General features: G+C 70.0%; 16 protein-coding genes and 3 tRNA genes. All 19 read left to right on the plus strand.

Going from position 1 to position 15,739, the window contains the following annotated elements; translation table 11 throughout:
* Window positions 1-432 precede the first annotated feature (432 nt).
* The 19 genes from ABD52_RS09945 to ABD52_RS10030 all read left to right on the plus strand — a co-directional run bounded on the left by ABD52_RS09945 (window position 433) and on the right by ABD52_RS10030 (window position 15,733).
* Complete coding sequence (locus tag ABD52_RS09945) at window positions 433-792, plus strand: hypothetical protein (RefSeq protein WP_013288656.1); 360 nt, start codon at window positions 433-435, stop codon at window positions 790-792.
* Between the two features lie 63 nt (window positions 793-855).
* Window positions 856-1,113: a hypothetical protein gene (locus tag ABD52_RS09950; RefSeq protein ID WP_235437432.1), complete on the plus strand. Its 258-nt coding sequence runs from the start codon at window positions 856-858 to the stop codon at window positions 1,111-1,113.
* 422 nt (window positions 1,114-1,535) lie between these two features.
* A complete protein-coding gene (locus tag ABD52_RS40155) occupies window positions 1,536-1,673 on the plus strand; it encodes a hypothetical protein (RefSeq protein ID WP_013288654.1) in 138 nt (45 codons plus the stop codon).
* A gap of 50 nt (window positions 1,674-1,723) precedes the next feature.
* Window positions 1,724-4,246 carry a bifunctional diguanylate cyclase/phosphodiesterase gene (locus tag ABD52_RS09955; protein ID WP_013288653.1) on the plus strand — a complete coding sequence of 841 codons (2,523 nt, stop codon included), beginning with the start codon at window positions 1,724-1,726 and terminating at the stop codon, window positions 4,244-4,246.
* Window positions 4,247-4,342: 96 nt separating this feature from the next.
* A tRNA-Thr gene (locus ABD52_RS09960) sits at window positions 4,343-4,415 on the plus strand.
* Between the two features lie 25 nt (window positions 4,416-4,440).
* Window positions 4,441-4,513, plus strand: a tRNA-Met gene (locus ABD52_RS09965).
* A gap of 132 nt (window positions 4,514-4,645) precedes the next feature.
* Window positions 4,646-4,813 (plus strand): 50S ribosomal protein L33, encoded by a 168-nt coding sequence (gene rpmG, locus ABD52_RS09970; RefSeq protein ID WP_013288652.1) that lies wholly within the window; start codon window positions 4,646-4,648, stop codon window positions 4,811-4,813.
* A gap of 121 nt (window positions 4,814-4,934) precedes the next feature.
* Entirely contained in the window at window positions 4,935-5,381 is a 447-nt protein-coding gene (locus ABD52_RS09975) for a MaoC family dehydratase N-terminal domain-containing protein (protein WP_013288651.1), read from the plus strand.
* Between the two features lie 4 nt (window positions 5,382-5,385).
* A complete protein-coding gene (locus ABD52_RS09980) occupies window positions 5,386-5,778 on the plus strand; it encodes a MaoC family dehydratase (protein WP_030269317.1) in 393 nt (130 codons plus the stop codon).
* Window positions 5,779-5,905: 127 nt separating this feature from the next.
* Window positions 5,906-5,978, plus strand: a tRNA-Trp gene (locus ABD52_RS09985).
* Between the two features lie 213 nt (window positions 5,979-6,191).
* Window positions 6,192-6,584, plus strand: coding sequence for a preprotein translocase subunit SecE (secE, locus tag ABD52_RS09990; RefSeq protein ID WP_013288649.1), 393 nt, complete (start codon window positions 6,192-6,194; stop codon window positions 6,582-6,584).
* Window positions 6,585-6,619: 35 nt separating this feature from the next.
* Window positions 6,620-7,342, plus strand: a complete 723-nt coding sequence (gene nusG / locus ABD52_RS09995) for a transcription termination/antitermination protein NusG (RefSeq protein WP_013288648.1) — start codon at window positions 6,620-6,622, stop codon at window positions 7,340-7,342.
* Window positions 7,343-7,529: 187 nt separating this feature from the next.
* Window positions 7,530-7,961 carry a 50S ribosomal protein L11 gene (rplK, locus tag ABD52_RS10000; protein ID WP_013288647.1) on the plus strand — a complete coding sequence of 144 codons (432 nt, stop codon included), beginning with the start codon at window positions 7,530-7,532 and terminating at the stop codon, window positions 7,959-7,961.
* A gap of 88 nt (window positions 7,962-8,049) precedes the next feature.
* On the plus strand, window positions 8,050-8,766 hold the full coding sequence (rplA, locus tag ABD52_RS10005; RefSeq protein ID WP_047891640.1) for a 50S ribosomal protein L1: 717 nt from the start codon (window positions 8,050-8,052) through the stop codon (window positions 8,764-8,766).
* Between the two features lie 82 nt (window positions 8,767-8,848).
* Complete coding sequence (locus tag ABD52_RS10010; protein WP_047891641.1) at window positions 8,849-9,736, plus strand: ATP-binding cassette domain-containing protein; 888 nt, start codon at window positions 8,849-8,851, stop codon at window positions 9,734-9,736.
* The gene (locus tag ABD52_RS10015; RefSeq protein WP_047891642.1) at window positions 9,733-10,422 is read left to right on the plus strand and encodes a hypothetical protein; all 690 of its coding nucleotides are present in this window, start codon (window positions 9,733-9,735) and stop codon (window positions 10,420-10,422) included. The genes ABD52_RS10010 and ABD52_RS10015 overlap by 4 nt, the downstream gene beginning before the upstream one ends.
* A gap of 316 nt (window positions 10,423-10,738) precedes the next feature.
* On the plus strand, window positions 10,739-11,287 hold the full coding sequence (rplJ, locus tag ABD52_RS10020; RefSeq protein ID WP_013288643.1) for a 50S ribosomal protein L10: 549 nt from the start codon (window positions 10,739-10,741) through the stop codon (window positions 11,285-11,287).
* Between the two features lie 54 nt (window positions 11,288-11,341).
* Window positions 11,342-11,728: a 50S ribosomal protein L7/L12 gene (gene rplL / locus ABD52_RS10025; protein ID WP_013288642.1), complete on the plus strand. Its 387-nt coding sequence runs from the start codon at window positions 11,342-11,344 to the stop codon at window positions 11,726-11,728.
* 573 nt (window positions 11,729-12,301) lie between these two features.
* Complete coding sequence (locus ABD52_RS10030) at window positions 12,302-15,733, plus strand: DNA-directed RNA polymerase subunit beta (RefSeq protein WP_013288641.1); 3,432 nt, start codon at window positions 12,302-12,304, stop codon at window positions 15,731-15,733.
* Window positions 15,734-15,739 lie beyond the last annotated feature (6 nt).

Here is a 15,739-nt window from a genome sequence, read left to right on the forward strand (position 1 = left end):
ACGCCGGACCCGGGCTGCCGCGTTCACGCCACCACCAGCCGGATACCTCATGCCTCCGACCTACCGCCCACATCGACCCAGATCACGCAGACACGCCGACGGACGTCAGCCTTTCAACCTCTGTAGCAACCGGTGCCCTGCCCGCGGCCACAGTCGTGCGACCGCCGAGCTGTCTCCCGTCGTGGGCACATGGTGGGCAGTTGGTCAACCAATCGTTGCATGGGGAAGAGAAACAGCAGCTCAACGAGGTTGAGGCGTGCAAGATCGTTGACACCCTGTAAATCCGTCGCGAAAGCTACAGAGGTTCGAATCCTCTACCCGCTACCAGGTGCAAGAACGGCCCCGTGAGCTGCGAAACGCGCTCCGGGGCCATTCTCGTTCAGGTCGTACTTTGCTCGTCAGCCCTGTCGGCTTGCGCCGTTAAGCTGAGCCATGATCGAAGCGGGCAGTCGCATGCGCGGTCAAGCGCCTCCGCCCGCCGTCGTCTTCGAGGCGCTGACCGAGCCCGACCGCGACCCGGCACGCCCGTGGCTTCGGTTGCTCGACGACGAACAGCGACCGCAGATCCTGCGCCGCGAACGCCCGAACCTGGTCGTCTGGTCATCGCTGTGGTCGAAGCGACCCGACGCGCAGGTGCGCTTCGATCTCGCGTCCGACGGGCATCAAGGCACCCTGCTTCGGTGGACGCTGCTGCTCGCCGAGCCTCTTCCCGACCCCTCGCTGCTCGGGCATCTGCGTAGGCGACTGAACGAGCTGATCAACGCGAATCTGCGGTACACCTTCGGCCAGTAGCCGCGCGACCGGTCCGCCGGGCCGCGTCCTCCGGCGGACGGGCCGGTAGATCGATACTGGGTCGTGGATCAGGACGAGGTTCGGGTGCTGGCGACCGCCGAGTTCACCAGACGGATGCGCGCCGGCAAGCCCCGAGGCGGGTTCCAGATCGACGACTGGCAGCTCTCCGAGCCGTACGAAGCGCAGGTGCGAGGACTCCGCGGAACCGAGCGCCTGCTGGTCGTCGACTTCGTCCCCCGTGGCGAGACCCGAGCCGGGGGACACTGCAAGCTCAGCGTGGCGGTCGATCCGGACACCGGCGTGGCGGACATGCTCAGGTGACGTACGCCGAAGGCGCTGGACGCCCCTGGTGAGCCCACTGAACGGTTCCGGCGTGAATGAGGGAATCATCCTCTGGTGTTCATGACAGGGGCAGGTATGGTGGTCAATGCCCGCGGGTCCGGTGGTGGTCCACCGGGCGGATCGGCCAGGTCGAGCCGGCCGGGCGACCCAGGGTTGGTGGTGTGGGGTTTCGCGTGACTTGATCCCCTTCGTGGGTGAAGGTGGGAATCCGCAATGGACGAAGCGGCTGACGTCCCTTCACCCCCATGACCTGGCTGCGTGTCGTGGGTGGCCGGGCCGAACGGCGGAACCTGACAGCTACTCGGGCTGGGCGGGTCCTCTCCGCTTTTCTGCCCCTCAGGCTTGTGGCACGATCGGGAAACCTTCACCATCCCTGTGGCAATCTCCCGACAGGAGCAATCATGTCTGGTCGAACGCTGGGCCGGCTGCTTGGCTCGCTCCTCGTGCTCGCCGCCATCGCAGGCGCCTTCGGCATCCTCCCCGGCACCAGTAGCGCGCAACTCGCCGACATCGTCTGGACGATGGACGCCCCGCGCTGAATCATCGAGTCGTCCGCCGGCCGGCGGACGACGTCTCGGGTAGGAGGGGCATGGCAAGCCAGGGCCGACCTCGTAGGTCAACGGAACGTGCCTGGCTCGTCACCGCCCCTCTGGCGCTGCTGGCGGTGGTCTTCAGCACCTGCATCGCCCTGGTGGCGGACCACCCGTTCGGCAAGTGGCCGCTCGCCTTCGTGTTCTTCGTCGTCATGGCGGGGATCAGCTTCGCGGTGCTGAACGTCTACGTCCGGCGCCAGTCGGTGGGCGTGACGCTCACCGAGGTGCCACTGATCGTGGCGCTCTACTTCCTGCCGCCCTTGAGTGTCGTACTGATCTACACACTCTCGGTGCTGATCTGGAGTGCCTCGCACCGTTTCGGCGCGGCGAAGCTCTGGTTCAACGTCGCCAAGGCCGCCGCCGCCACCTCGCTGGCCAGCCTCGTACTCCTGGCGCTGCCGCCGCTGCGCGGTGTCGGACCGGGGACCTGGGGCTCGCTGTTCCTCGCCGTCTGCGTGGTCACGCTGGTCAGCCTCGTGAGCGTGGTCGGCGTGCACGTGCTGCTCCAGGGCTGGCAGGCCGGGCGGGACGCGCTGCGCAGCATGCCGACCGCTCTGCTCACCGCCGCCATCAACGTGGCGATCGGCCTGCTCGTCCTGATCGCCCTGAAGACGACGTGGTGGTCGGCGCTGCTGCTCGCCGCCCTCTTCAGCGGCCTGGTCCTGGTCTACCGCTCCTACTCCCAGTTCTTCCGCCAGCACCGCACGCTGGCCGGGATGTACGAGCTCACCCGCCTTCTCGCCTCCGGCACCGAGCGGTCACTCGCCGACATCCTCCTCGACCGGGTACGCGCGCTGATGCAGGCCGAGTACGCGACGCTCTGGCTGCCCGCCCAGGGCCGGCATCCCGAGGTGCTGCTCACCGCCCGGGTGGACACCCCCGGCCTGCTGGACCTGGCGCCCACCCCGGCGAGCCTGCGCCAGCAGGTGCACAAGAAGGGTCGTACCCTCTCGATCGGCCGCTGGCTCGGCGGCGATCCGGCGTTGCGGCAGGCCGCGGGGGAGGAGCGGGTCAAGGACGCCATCGTGGTGCCGCTGCGCTCCGGCCAGGCCGTGATCGGCACGCTGGAGGTGACCAACCGGCTCAGCGACATCGGCCACTTCGCCCCCGGCGACATCCCCGTCTTCGAGACGGTCGCCGCGCACGCCGCTGTGGCGCTGGAGAACTCCCGCCTGGTCGACCGGCTGCGACACGACGCCGACCACGACGCACTCACCGGCCTGCCCAACCGGCGGCGCCTCACCTCGTCGGTGGCGGAGGCGGTCAAGATCCGCGCCCCGGGTGAGGTGGTGGCGCTGCTGCTCTTCGACGTGGACCGGCTCCGCCAGGTGAACGAGTCGCTGGGCCACGCCGCCGGCGACAAGGTGCTCATGGAGGTGGCCGAGCGGCTGCGCTCCTGCGCGCCCTCCTCGGCGCTCGTCGGCCGGGCCGGCGGTGACGAGTTCCTGGTGACGCTGCGGCTGGAGAGCACCGAGGCGGCCCTGGAACTGGCGGCCCAGCTGCGGGAGCAGATCCGCGACGAGATGGTCTTCGACGCGCTCACCCTGGACGTGGACACGGTCGTCGGGGTGGCCGTGCATCCGGACCACGGCAGCGACGCGGTGGCGCTGCTGCAACGCGTCGACCTGGCCGCCACCGCGGCCAAGTCGGTACCGGGCAGCGTGCAGCTCTACAGCCCGGCGCTGGAGTCGCGGTCGCTGCGCCGGCTCGGCCTCGCCGGCGACCTGCAACGCGCGCTGGACGAGGGCGAGCTGGAGGTCTACTTCCAGCCCAAGGTCACGTTGCGGGACCGCCGCCTGGTGGGCGTGGAGTGCCTGGCCCGGTGGGAGCACCCGGCGCACGGCAGTGTCGCCCCGGACGACTTCGTGGCGGTGGCCGAGCACACCGGCCAGCTCGGCCGGCTCACCGAGTTCGTGCTCCGGGAGAGCCTGCGGCGCAGCCGCGACTGGAGCCACGGCGAACAGCCGCTGTCCGTCGCGGTCAACCTCGCCGCGCGTACGCTCACCGACCAGCACTTCCCGGCGCTGGTACGCGACCTGCTGGCCGAGTACGGCGTACCGCCGCAGCGGCTGACGCTGGAGGTCACCGAGGCGGGTGTCCTGGACGGCACCGAACGTCCCATACCCACCCTGCGCAGCCTGCGTGACCTCGGTGTCCGCCTCTCGGTGGACGACTTCGGCACGGGTAACTCGTCGCTGGCGCAACTGCGCCGGCTGCCTGTGCACGAGGTGAAGGTGGACCGGTCGTTCGTGCAGGGCATGGCGACCGATCCGGGCGACCTGGCGATCGTCAACGCGGTGGTGACGCTGTCGCAGCAGTTCGGCCTGGCGGTGGTGGCCGAGGGCGTGGAGAGCGAGCTGACGCTGGAGCTGCTCCAGGACATCGGCTGTGAGATCGGCCAGGGATTCCTGTTCAGCCGCCCTCTGCCGTACGAGCGGCTGGAGGCCTGGTTCGGCGCCCAGGTCGACCCGGAGACGGTGGTCGCGGGGGAGCTGCCGCGCCTGCGAGTGGTGCCCTGACCAGGGCGGACACGCACTCGGGGGATCCGATTTCACCTGCGCGACGCGGTCGTGTACTGTTTCCCCTGCGCGACACCCCCCGGGGTGATCGGGCAGGCCCCCTTAGCTCAGTCGGCAGAGCGTCTCCATGGTAAGGAGAAGGTCTACGGTTCGATTCCGTAAGGGGGCTCAGAGGGTCCGGCTGGACCCGCCACGGCGGTGTAGCTCAGATGGCAGAGCAAGCGGCTCATAATCGCTGTGTCGCCGGTTCAAGTCCGGCCACCGCTACTCTCGTCCTCCGGGCCCAGCCCGGTGGCCGGTGGGATGGGCGCCACAGGCGCCCACTTTGCATGTCCGCGTCGTCAGCGCGTACGCTGACACGCCGTAGTTGATATCCGTGAGCGAGGAAGGCACTCCGCCGTGGCGAAGGCGACCGATGTCCGGCCGAAGATCACTTTGGCGTGTGTGGAGTGCAAGGAGCGCAACTACATCACGCGCAAGAACCGCCGTAACGACCCGGACCGCATCGAGCTGAAGAAGTTCTGCCCCCGGGACGGCAAGCACACCGTCCACCGCGAGACCCGCTGACCGCGGCCGGCACAAGCCGGCACCGCAACAGCTTCTCGAACGCCGATCCACCTGACGGGTGGCCTCCGGGCCGCCCGACCGGGCGGATCGGCGTTCGTGTTTTCCGTGTAGGTTCGGCGGCATGTCCCTGGACCCGTCCTTCGTCGGCCGGACGTACCCGCCGACCGCCCCCTACCAGGTGGGCCGAGAAAAGATCCGCGAGTTCGCCACCGCCGTCGGCGCCACCGACCCGGTCCACCACGACCCGGAGGCGGCCCGGGCGCTCGGCCACCCCGACGTGGTGGCGCCGCCGACGTTCCCCGTGGTCGTCACCATGTCGGCCAGCCGGCAGATCGTCGAGGACCCGGCGCTCGGCGTCGACTACAGCCGTGTGGTGCACGGCGACCAGCGGTTCGCGTACACCCGGCCGGTGGTGGCCGGGGACGAGCTGGTGTGCGTGAACACCATCGAGGAGGTCACCACCCGGGGCGGGCACGGCTTCCTGACCACGCGCACGGACGTGAGCACGGTGGACGGTGAGCCGGTGGTCGCCGTGTGGTCCAAGATCGTCGTACGCGGGGAGGCCTGAGGACATGGAGCTGCCCACCCAGACGTACCGGGTGACCCGCGCGGACCTGGTCCGCTACGCGGGCGCCTCGGGCGACTTCAACCCGATCCACTGGAGCGACCGCACCGCCACCGGCGTCGGGCTGCCGGGCGTCATCGCCCACGGCATGTTCACCATGGCGCTGGTCGGCCGGGCGGTGGCCGGCTGGGCCGGCGCGCCGGACGCGGTGGTCGACTTCGGCGTCCGGTTCACCCGCCCGGTGGTCGTCCCGGACACCGACGAGGGCACCGAGATCGAGGTGTCAGCGGTGGTCAAGGAGGTCACCGAAGAGGGCCTGACCAGGCTCGACATCACCGCCACCTGCCAGGGCGAGAAGGTGCTGTCGCAGGCTCGGGCACTGATCCGCACGACGCGCTGAGGGTTCGCCCGACGCGCGAGAGGCAGACCGGTTGGGAAAGTCGCACGACTACCCGTACACTGGTCCGCCGTGGGGCAAGTGACCCCCGCTCGGCACAGCGTGTCCGGGTGGAGGTGAGTTGCCGCACAGGGGTGTAGCTCAATTGGCAGAGCAGCGGTCTCCAAAACCGCAGGCTGCAGGTTCAAGTCCTGTCACCCCTGCGCCTCAGGCCTGACCGTTCCGTGGGTCGCGCCGCCCTCACCGGCGGCGTCCGGCCCGTGGTGGTGGCATCGGTGGGGTGGTTCCGAGGCGTTCGGGCCCTCCCGGCCGGTCCGCCGGCCGCGGCCCGTCGCGGGACGGTTGGTCCGGCCGGCGTGACCAACACGCCGCGCACGCCGCCCGGCGTGCGACCCCATACCCGCACGGAGGGCGAAGTGGCCGAGAGCAAGCGCCGCGGCGAGGACGACGGCGACGAGCGTCTGAACGACGACGCGACCGTCGACGACGTGGCCGACGACGACGCCACCGACGCGGACGAGCCGGTCGCCCGGGGTGGCACCGCGACCCGCAAGCGGGCGCAGGCCGAGCCGGCCGAGGGCCGGAAGACCCGCAAGGACACCGAGCGGATCGGGCTGTTCGCCCGCATCGCGCGGTTCTTCCGCGAGGTCGTGGCAGAGCTGCGTAAGGTCATCTGGCCGACCCGCAAGGAGCTGCTGACCTACACGGCCGTGGTGGTCACCTTCGTCGCGGTGATGCTGGCGATCGTGGCCGGCCTGGACTACGGCTTCGCCAAGGCGGTGCTGTGGGTCTTCGGCGAGTCCAGCTGACCTGCGGACAGCGATACTGACGGAAGTGAGCGAGCGTGCCTGAGTACGACGAGACCGCCGGAACCCCGGACGAGCAGTCCACGGTGGCGACGGCGGCCAACAACGAGTCGGTCGAGGCCGCCAGCGAGCCGGAGTTCCCGACCACCGAGCCGGCCCCGGACGAGGACTTCGACCCGGTCGCCGAGCTGCGCCAGAAGCTGCGTTACGCGCCCGGCGACTGGTACGTGGTGCACTCGTACGCCGGCTACGAGAACAAGGTCAAGACCAACCTCGAGACCCGGATCACCTCCCTCGACATGGAGGACTTCATCTACCAGGTCGAGGTGCCGACCCGGGAAGAGGTCGAGGTCAAGAACGGCAAGCGGTCGCAGGTCCAGGCGAAGGTCTTCCCGGGCTACATCCTGGTCCGGATGGAACTGACCGCCGAGTCCTACTCCTGCGTCCGGAACACCCCGGGGGTCACCGGCTTCGTCGGCGCGACCGACCGGGCCGACCGGCCGGCGCCGCTGAGCCTCGACGAGGTGCTCAAGTGGCTGGCCCCGGCGGTCGAGACCGAGCAGAAGAAGGCCAAGCCCGAGATCAAGGTCCTCGACTTCGAGGTCGGCGACTCGGTCACCGTCACCGACGGCGCGTTCGCGTCGCTGCCGGCGACGATCAGCGAGATCAACGCCGACCAGCAGAAGCTCAAGGTGCTGGTGTCGATCTTCGGCCGGGAGACGCCGGTCGAGCTGAACTTCAACCAGGTCGCCAAGATCTGACGTACGTCGGCACCGGCGGCCCGCCCCTTCCCGGGGTGGCCGCCGGTGCGCCGTTTCGCCATCCGCCGACCTCGGCGCGGGGGTGGCCGACGGCTGCGCTACCCTAGAACGTCGGCTGTCCGCACCGTGCTGACCGTGCGCGCCCGCGGACCGGCGAGAATCCCAGTTCCAAGCCCCAGGAAGAGACATGCCTCCGAAGAAGAAGCTCGTCAAGACGTTCACGCTTCAGCTGCCGGCGGGCCAGGCCACGCCGGCGCCGCCGGTCGGCCCCGCGCTCGGCCAGCACGGCGTGAACATCATGGAGTTCTGCAAGTCCTACAACGCGCAGACCGAGTCCCAGCGGGGCGACATCGTCCCCGCCGAGATCAGCGTCTACGAGGACCGCACGTTCACCTTCGTGCTGAAGACCCCGCCCGCCGCCCGGCTGCTGATCAAGGCCGCCGGCGTGCAGAAGGGCTCGGGCGTCCCGCACAAGGAGAAGGTCGGCTCGGTCACCCGCGCCCAGCTGCGCGAGATCGCCGAGAAGAAGATGGCGGACCTCAACGCCAACGACATCGACCAGGCCGAGAAGATCATCGCCGGCACCGCCCGGTCGATGGGCCTGACCGTCGCCGACTGATCTCGCTCCACCGCTCCACCCGATCTGTCTGTTCGTGGGAGGGCCGCGTACGCCGCGCGCCCGCCAGAGACCACAGGAGTCACCAGAAATGCAGCGCAGCAAGAGCTACCGCAAGGCCGCCGATGTCATCGACCGGTCGAAGCTCTACACCCCGGTCGAGGCCGTCAAGCTGGCCAAGGAGACCACCAACGTCAAGTTCGACGCCACGGTCGAGGTCGCGATGCGCCTCGGCGTCGACCCCCGGAAGGCGGACCAGATGGTCCGCGGCACGGTCAACCTGCCGCACGGCACCGGTAAGACCGCCCGCGTGATCGTCTTCGCCGCCGGCGCGAAGGCCGAGGAGGCCGTCGCCGCGGGTGCGGACGAGGTGGGCACCGACGAGCTGGTCGCCCGTATCCAGGGCGGTTGGCTGGACTTCGACGCGGCGATCGCCACGCCCGACCAGATGGCCAAGATCGGCCGGATCGCGCGGATCCTGGGCCCGCGCGGTCTGATGCCGAACCCGAAGACCGGCACCGTGACCATGGACGTCACCAAGGCCGTCTCGGACATCAAGGGCGGTAAGATCACCTTCCGGGTGGACAAGCACTCCAACCTGCACCTGATCATCGGCAAGGCCTCCTTCTCGGAGAACCAGCTGGTGGACAACTACGCCGCGGTGCTGGACGAGGTGCTGCGGGCCAAGCCGTCCGCGGCCAAGGGCACCTACCTCAAGAAGGTCACCCTCACCACCACCATGGGTCCGGGCATCCCGGTCGACCCGAAGGTCGTGAAGAACTTCCAGGAGGGCTCGGCCGAGGGCTGAGCACGCGTACTCCCGAACGGGGCCCCGCCACCACGTCGTGGCGGGGCCCCGTTCGTCTGTCCGGTGTGGCACTCTCGGGCGCATGCGGCTCGACGGCGTCTGGCTCCGCTACCACAGGCACGGCCCGTGGGTGCTGCGGCAGGTCGACGTCGCGATCGGCCCGGGTGAGGCAGCGGTCGTGCTCGGCCGCAACGGCGCCGGCAAGTCCACTCTGCTCCAGCTCGCCGCCGGGGTGCTGCGCCCGAGCCGGGGCCGGGTCGCCGACCGGCCGCCGGTCGTCGGCTGGGTGCCGGAGCGCTTCCCCGCCGACCAGCCGTTCACAGTCGGGGCCTACCTGTCCGCCATGGGCCGCGTCGCCGGCCTGCGCGGTCCCGCCACCGACCGGGCGGTGCGCCACTGGGTGGAGCGACTGGGCCTGACCCGCTTCCACGACGTGCGCCTGCCGCGGCTGTCCAAGGGCACCGCGCAGAAGGTCGGCCTGGCGCAGGCACTGCTGCGCCCGCCCGGCCTGCTGGTGCTCGACGAGCCCTGGGAGGGGCTGGACGCCACCGCCCGCGAGTCGGTCCCCGAGATCATCGGCGAGGTGCTGGCCGACGGCGGCACGGTGCTGGTCAGCGACCACCGCGGCGAGACGGTCCGGCTCCCCGGAGCCCGGCACCTGTCGGTCACCGACGGCACGGTGACCGAGGAGGCGTCGTCGGGCGGCGCGGCCGTCGCCGTGGTCGAGCTGGCGGTCCCGGCCGCCGGGCTGGCCGCCGCCGTCGCCCGCCTGCGCGCCGACGGCCACCAGATCCTTCGGGTACGCGAACACGCCGTCCCGCCCCCGGCCACGCACCCGGTGCCGGCCTCCGCCGGGCCGTCGGGCACCGGCGGGTCGGTCGGCGCGTCCGCCGCTGGTTCCCCGGACCAGGCCGGTGCCGAGGCCGGGGACTCCGCCCGGCCCGGGCCGGCGCCGGAGGTGGCCCGGTGATCGCGCTGGTCCGGCTGCGGCTGGCCGGCTTCGTGCGTACCGGACGGGCGCTGGCGCCGGTGCTGGCCGGCCTGCTCGTCCTCGGCGTCCTCTACGGCGGTGGCCGGGCCCGGCCGGCGGAGGCCTACGGCGTCTCCGCCGTGGTGCTGTTCCCGGTGCTGGCCTGGCAGACCAAGATCCTGCTGGACGTGGAACCCGACGTGCAGCGCCGGATGGCCCGGGTGGTGGCCGGCCCGGCCCGGGAGCGGGCGGCCGGGCTGCTCGCGGCGCTGGTGGCCGGGCTCGCCGTGGTGCTCGTCGCGCTGGCGCTGCCGTGGCCGCTCGGCGGGGTCACCGCGACCGTCGGGCCGGGGGAGCGGCCGGTGCTCGTCGGGGTGGCGCTCGGGCTCTGGGCGCACCTGCTCTCGCTGCCGGCGGCGGTGGCGCTCGGCGCGCTGGCGAGCCGGGCCGTGACCCGCAGCGCCGGCTACGGGGTCGCCGTGCTGGTCACGGGCGCGGTCGGGGTCGTGGTGCTCGGGCTCTCCGGCTCGGTCGTGCCGTGGCTGGCCCCGCCGGTCATGGCGACCGCGCGGGCGGTCACCGGGCCGGTCGCGGCCGGGGCCGGTCTGCTGCTCACCGGCTGGGCCCTGGCCTGGACGGCGGTGGCGCTGACCGGCTACGCCTGGGCGCGGCGCACCCGGGCCTGAGCCCTGGTGACCGGGAGCACCTCCGGCGATTTGGTGCTGCGGCGCACGTCGCGTAACCTGGTGCGGTAGTTCCACCCAAAGACCGCTGGTCACCGTGCTCCGGCACGGTCGAAGGTCCCGCGACGACGGGCGACCCGCGCAGGGCGGTAAGCGAAACTCGGTTTCACGCACGGTCCGCCGACTGTGCCCGTGTCCCCGGCCCTCGCCCCGTGCGCCCTGCGCCGGGGCTTTTTCGTTGTCGTGATGCCTCCGCCGCCGTCGTCGAGCCTCGGCTCGCCGCCGGCGTACCAGCTCCGAGCAACGAGAGAGGAGGGACATGGCGGACAAGCCGATCCGGGCCGACAAGGCCACGGCCGTCGCCGAGCTGACCGAGAGCTTCCGCAACGCGGGAGCGACCGTGCTGACCGAGTACCGCGGGCTCACGGTTTCGCAGCTCACCCAGCTGCGGCGCTCGCTCGGCAAGGAGACCAGCTACACGGTTGCGAAGAACACGCTTGCCAAGCGTGCCGCGGCCGATGCGGGCATCTCCGGGCTCGACGAGCTGTTCTCCGGTCCTACCGCGCTGACTTTCGTTTCGGGCGACGTCGTCGAGGCGGCGAAGGGGCTTCGCGACTTCGCGAAGGCCAACCCGAAGCTCGTCATCAAGGGCGGTGTCTTCGAGGGCAAGGCCATTTCCGCGGCCGAGGTCACGAAGCTCGCCGACCTGGAGTCCCGCGAGGTGCTGCTGGCCAAGCTGGCCGGCGCCATGAAGGGCAACCTGAGCAAGGCCGCGGCCCTGTTCCAGGCTCCGCTCTCCAAGGCCGCCCGCGCGGCGGCCGCCCTGGCGGACAAGAAGCGCGAGCAGGAGGGCGCCGAGGCGGCCTGAGGCCCTCCCGGCGCACCACGTTCTTAGTTTTCATTGCGAGAAAGGACGCCAGACATGGCGAAGCTCAGCACCGACGAGCTGCTCGACGCGTTCAAGGAGATGACGCTGATCGAGCTCTCCGAGTTCGTGAAGCAGTTCGAGGAGACCTTCGAGGTCACCGCCGCCGCTCCGGTCGCCGTCGCCGGCCCGGCCGGTCCGGGTGCACCGGCCGCCGAGGCCGAGCCGGAGAAGGACGAGTTCGACGTCATCCTCGACGCCGACGGTGGCAAGAAGATCCAGGTCATCAAGGTCGTGCGCGAGCTGACCGGCCTGGGCCTCAAGGAGGCCAAGGACCTGGTCGAGGCCGCTCCGAAGGCCGTCCTGGAGAAGGCCAACAAGGAGACCGCCGAGAAGGCCAAGGCCAAGCTCGAGGGCGAGGGCGCCAAGGTCACCCTCAAGTGACCTTGCTCCACCTGACGCGCGTCCGGCTCACGTGAGCCGGGGCACATCGCGTCGCGGCGGGCGGTGATCCGGGAGACCGGGTCACCGCCCGCCGTGTTGGTGCCGCCCGCCGGCGAACGGCGTGAGCAGGGCGTACAGCGTCCTCTCATCGGCCGGTCAGCGACGTCTGTCGGTAGCCCGTCGGTGGGAAAGACACCCCGAGCAGTAACCGGCCCTTGACGCGGCACGGGCCTGCCAGGCACGCTGAACATCAGCAAGACCTTCCGCGCTTGCAACGGCCGCCTCTCGGGTAAGGCAACGGCAGCACCGCCGCCGCGGCTCCCGAGCGGACCGGCAGGAGCGTCGCGTTCCGAGCGGCCCGGTCGACCCGGTTTCCGAGGTCCCAGGGCTTGTTCCGCGACGACCTGCGGGGTGGGCTGGACAGCGGTTAGCCTCTCGGCTACACTGCTAGTTTGCGCTGCCTTCCGACTTGACCCCTGCTCGGAAATGTCCGATTGTGGATATTTCTGGTGGGGTCATTGGAGTGCACGCGTACCAGCCGTTCTGCAGCACCGGTCCTCGGAAGGACGCATCTTGGCAGCTTCCCGCCCTGCGAAGACCAGTCGTACGTCGAGCGCATTCGCGCCCCGCCGAGTTTCTTTCGGTCGGATCACCGAACACCTCGAGGTCCCCAACCTCCTCGCCATCCAGAACGAGTCCTTCGACTGGCTCGTCGGCAACGAGGCTTGGCAGGGCCGGTCGGCGGACGACCCGCACGCACGCTCGGGTCTCGCGGAGATCCTCGACGAGATCAGTCCCATTGAGGACTTCTCCGGCACCATGTCGCTCTCCTTCTCGGCTCCGCGCTTCGACGAGGTCAAGGCCTCGATCGAGGAGTGCAAGGAGAAGGACCTGACCTACTGCGCGCCGCTGTTCGTGACCGCGGAGTTCACCAACAACACCACTGGCGAGATCAAGAGCCAGACGGTGTTCATGGGTGACTTCCCGATGATGACGCCGAAGGGCACCTTCATCATCAACGGCACCGAGCGCGTCGTGGTCAGCCAGCTCGTCCGCTCGCCGGGCGTGTACTTCGACAAGCAGCCGGACAAGACCTCCGACCGCGACCTCTCCAGCGTCAAGGTCATCCCGAGCCGGGGTGCCTGGCTGGAGTTCGACATCGACAAGCGCGACACGGTCGGCGTTCGCATCGACCGCAAGCGCCGCCAGGCCGTCACCGTCCTGCTCAAGGCCATCGGGTGGTCCGCCGAGCGCATCCGTGAGAAGTTCGGCTGGTCCGAGCTCATGATGACCACGCTCGAGAAGGACCACATCGCCGGCCAGGACGAGGCCCTGCTCGACATCTACCGGAAGCTCCGCCCTGGCGAGCCGCCGACCCGTGAGAACGCCCAGACCCTGCTCGACAACCTCTTCTTCAACCCGAAGCGGTACGACGTCGCCAAGGTCGGGCGCTACAAGTTCAACAAGAAGCTCGAGCTGGACGTGCCGATCACCACCGGCACGCTCACCGAGGACGACATCGTCGCCACCGTGGAATACCTCTGCCGGCTGCACGCCGGTGAGGAGGGCTACGAGGCCGACGACATCGACCACTTCGGCAACCGTCGCCTGCGTACCGTGGGCGAGCTGATCCAGAACCAGGTCCGGGTGGGTCTCTCCCGGATGGAGCGGGTCGTCCGCGAGCGGATGACCACCCAGGACGTCGAGGCGATCACGCCGCAGACCCTGATCAACATCCGCCCGGTGGTGGCGGCGATCAAGGAGTTCTTCGGTACGTCGCAGCTGTCCCAGTTCATGGACCAGACCAACCCGCTGGCGGGCCTGACCCACCGGCGCCGGCTGAGCGCGCTCGGCCCGGGTGGTCTGTCCCGCGAGCGGGCCGGCTTCGAGGTCCGGGACGTGCACCCGTCCCACTACGGCCGGATGTGCCCGATCGAGACGCCGGAAGGCCCGAACATCGGCCTGATCGGCGCTCTGTCCACGTTCGCCCGGGTCAACCCGTTCGGCTTCATCGAGACGCCGTACCGGAAGGTCATCGACGGCCGGGTCACCGACCAGATCGACTACCTGACCGCGGACGAGGAGGACCGGTTCGTCAAGGCGCAGGCAAACGCCCCGCTGAAGTCGGACGGCACCTTCGCCGAGGACCGCGTCCTGGTCCGCCGTAAGGGCGGCGAGACCGAGGACGTCGCGCCGGGCGCCGTGGACTACATGGACGTGTCGCCGCGGCAGATGACCTCGGTCGCCACCGCGATGATCCCGTTCCTGGAGCACGACGACGCCAACCGCGCGCTCATGGGCGCGAACATGCAGCGTCAGGCGGTGCCGCTGGTCAAGGCCGAGGCTCCGCTGGTCGGTACGGGCATGGAGTACCGCGCCGCGGTCGACGCCGGTGACGTCGTCGTCGCCGAGGTCGGCGGTGTGGTCGAGGACCTGTGCGCGGACTACATCACCGTCCACCAGGACGACGGCCACCGCCGGACGTACCTGCTGCACAAGTTCCGCCGCTCCAACGCCGGCTCCTGCGTCAACCAGAAGCCGGTCGTCTTCGAGGGCGACCGCGTCGAGGCCGGTCAGGTCATCGCCGACGGTCCGTGCACCGACGAGGGCGAGATGGCGCTCGGACGCAACCTGCTGGTGGCGTTCATGTGCTGGGAAGGCCACAACTACGAGGACGCGATCATCCTGTCGCAGCGCCTCGTGCAGCAGGACGTGCTCACCTCGATCCACATCGAGGAGCACGAGGTCGACGCCCGGGACACCAAGCTCGGCCCGGAGGAGATCACCCGCGACATCCCGAACGTCAGCGAGGAGATGCTCGCCGACCTCGACGAGCGCGGCATCATCCGGATCGGCGCCGAGGTCGTCCCCGGTGACATCCTGGTCGGCAAGGTCACCCCGAAGGGTGAGACCGAGCTGACCCCCGAGGAGCGGCTGCTCCGCGCGATCTTCGGCGAGAAGGCGCGCGAGGTCCGGGACACCTCGCTGAAGGTGCCGCACGGCGAGACCGGCACGGTCATCGGTGTGCGTACCTTCTCCCGCGAGGACGGCGACGAGCTGCCCCCGGGCGTGAACGAGCTGGTCCGGGTCTACGTGGCCCAGAAGCGCAAGATCCAGGACGGTGACAAGCTCGCTGGCCGCCACGGCAACAAGGGCGTCATCTCCAAGATCCTGCCGATCGAGGACATGCCGTTCCTGGAGGACGGCACCCCGGTCGACATCGTGCTGAACCCGCTCGGTGTGCCGTCCCGGATGAACATCGGTCAGGTCCTGGAGACCCACCTCGGGTGGGTGGCCAAGACCGGCTGGAGCGTGGACGGCGACGACGCCGAGTGGAAGCGCCAGCTCCGCTCGATCAACGCGCACGAGTCCGAGCCGGACACCAACGTGGCCACGCCGGTCTTCGACGGTGCACGCGAGGAGGAGATCTCCGGCCTGCTGGCGTCGACCCTGCCCAACCGGGACGGCAACCAGCTCATCGGGGGCAGCGGCAAGGCGCAGCTGTTCGACGGTCGTTCCGGCGAGCCGCTGCCCGACCCGATCGCGGTCGGCTACGTCTACATCCTGAAGCTCAACCACCTGGTCGACGACAAGATCCACGCCCGGTCGACCGGCCCGTACTCGATGATCACGCAGCAGCCGCTGGGTGGTAAGGCGCAGTTCGGTGGCCAGCGCTTCGGTGAGATGGAGTGCTGGGCCATGCAGGCGTACGGCGCCGCCTACGCCCTGCAGGAGCTGCTGACCATCAAGTCCGACGACGTCCTGGGCCGGGTCAAGGTCTACGAGGCGATCGTCAAGGGCGAGAACATCCCCGAGCCGGGCATCCCGGAGTCGTTCAAGGTGCTGCTCAAGGAGCTGCAGTCGCTGTGCCTCAACGTCGAGGTGCTCTCCAGCGACGGTGTGGCCCTGGAGATGCGCGAGACCGACGACGAGGTGTTCCGGGCGGCGGAGGAGCTGGGCATCGACCTGTCCCGGCGCGAGCCGAGCTCGGTCGAAGAGGTCTGAGGTGGT

Source organism: Micromonospora sp. RV43 (assembly GCF_001029515.1).
In the GTDB taxonomy this organism is placed as follows: domain Bacteria; phylum Actinomycetota; class Actinomycetes; order Mycobacteriales; family Micromonosporaceae; genus Micromonospora; species Micromonospora aurantiaca.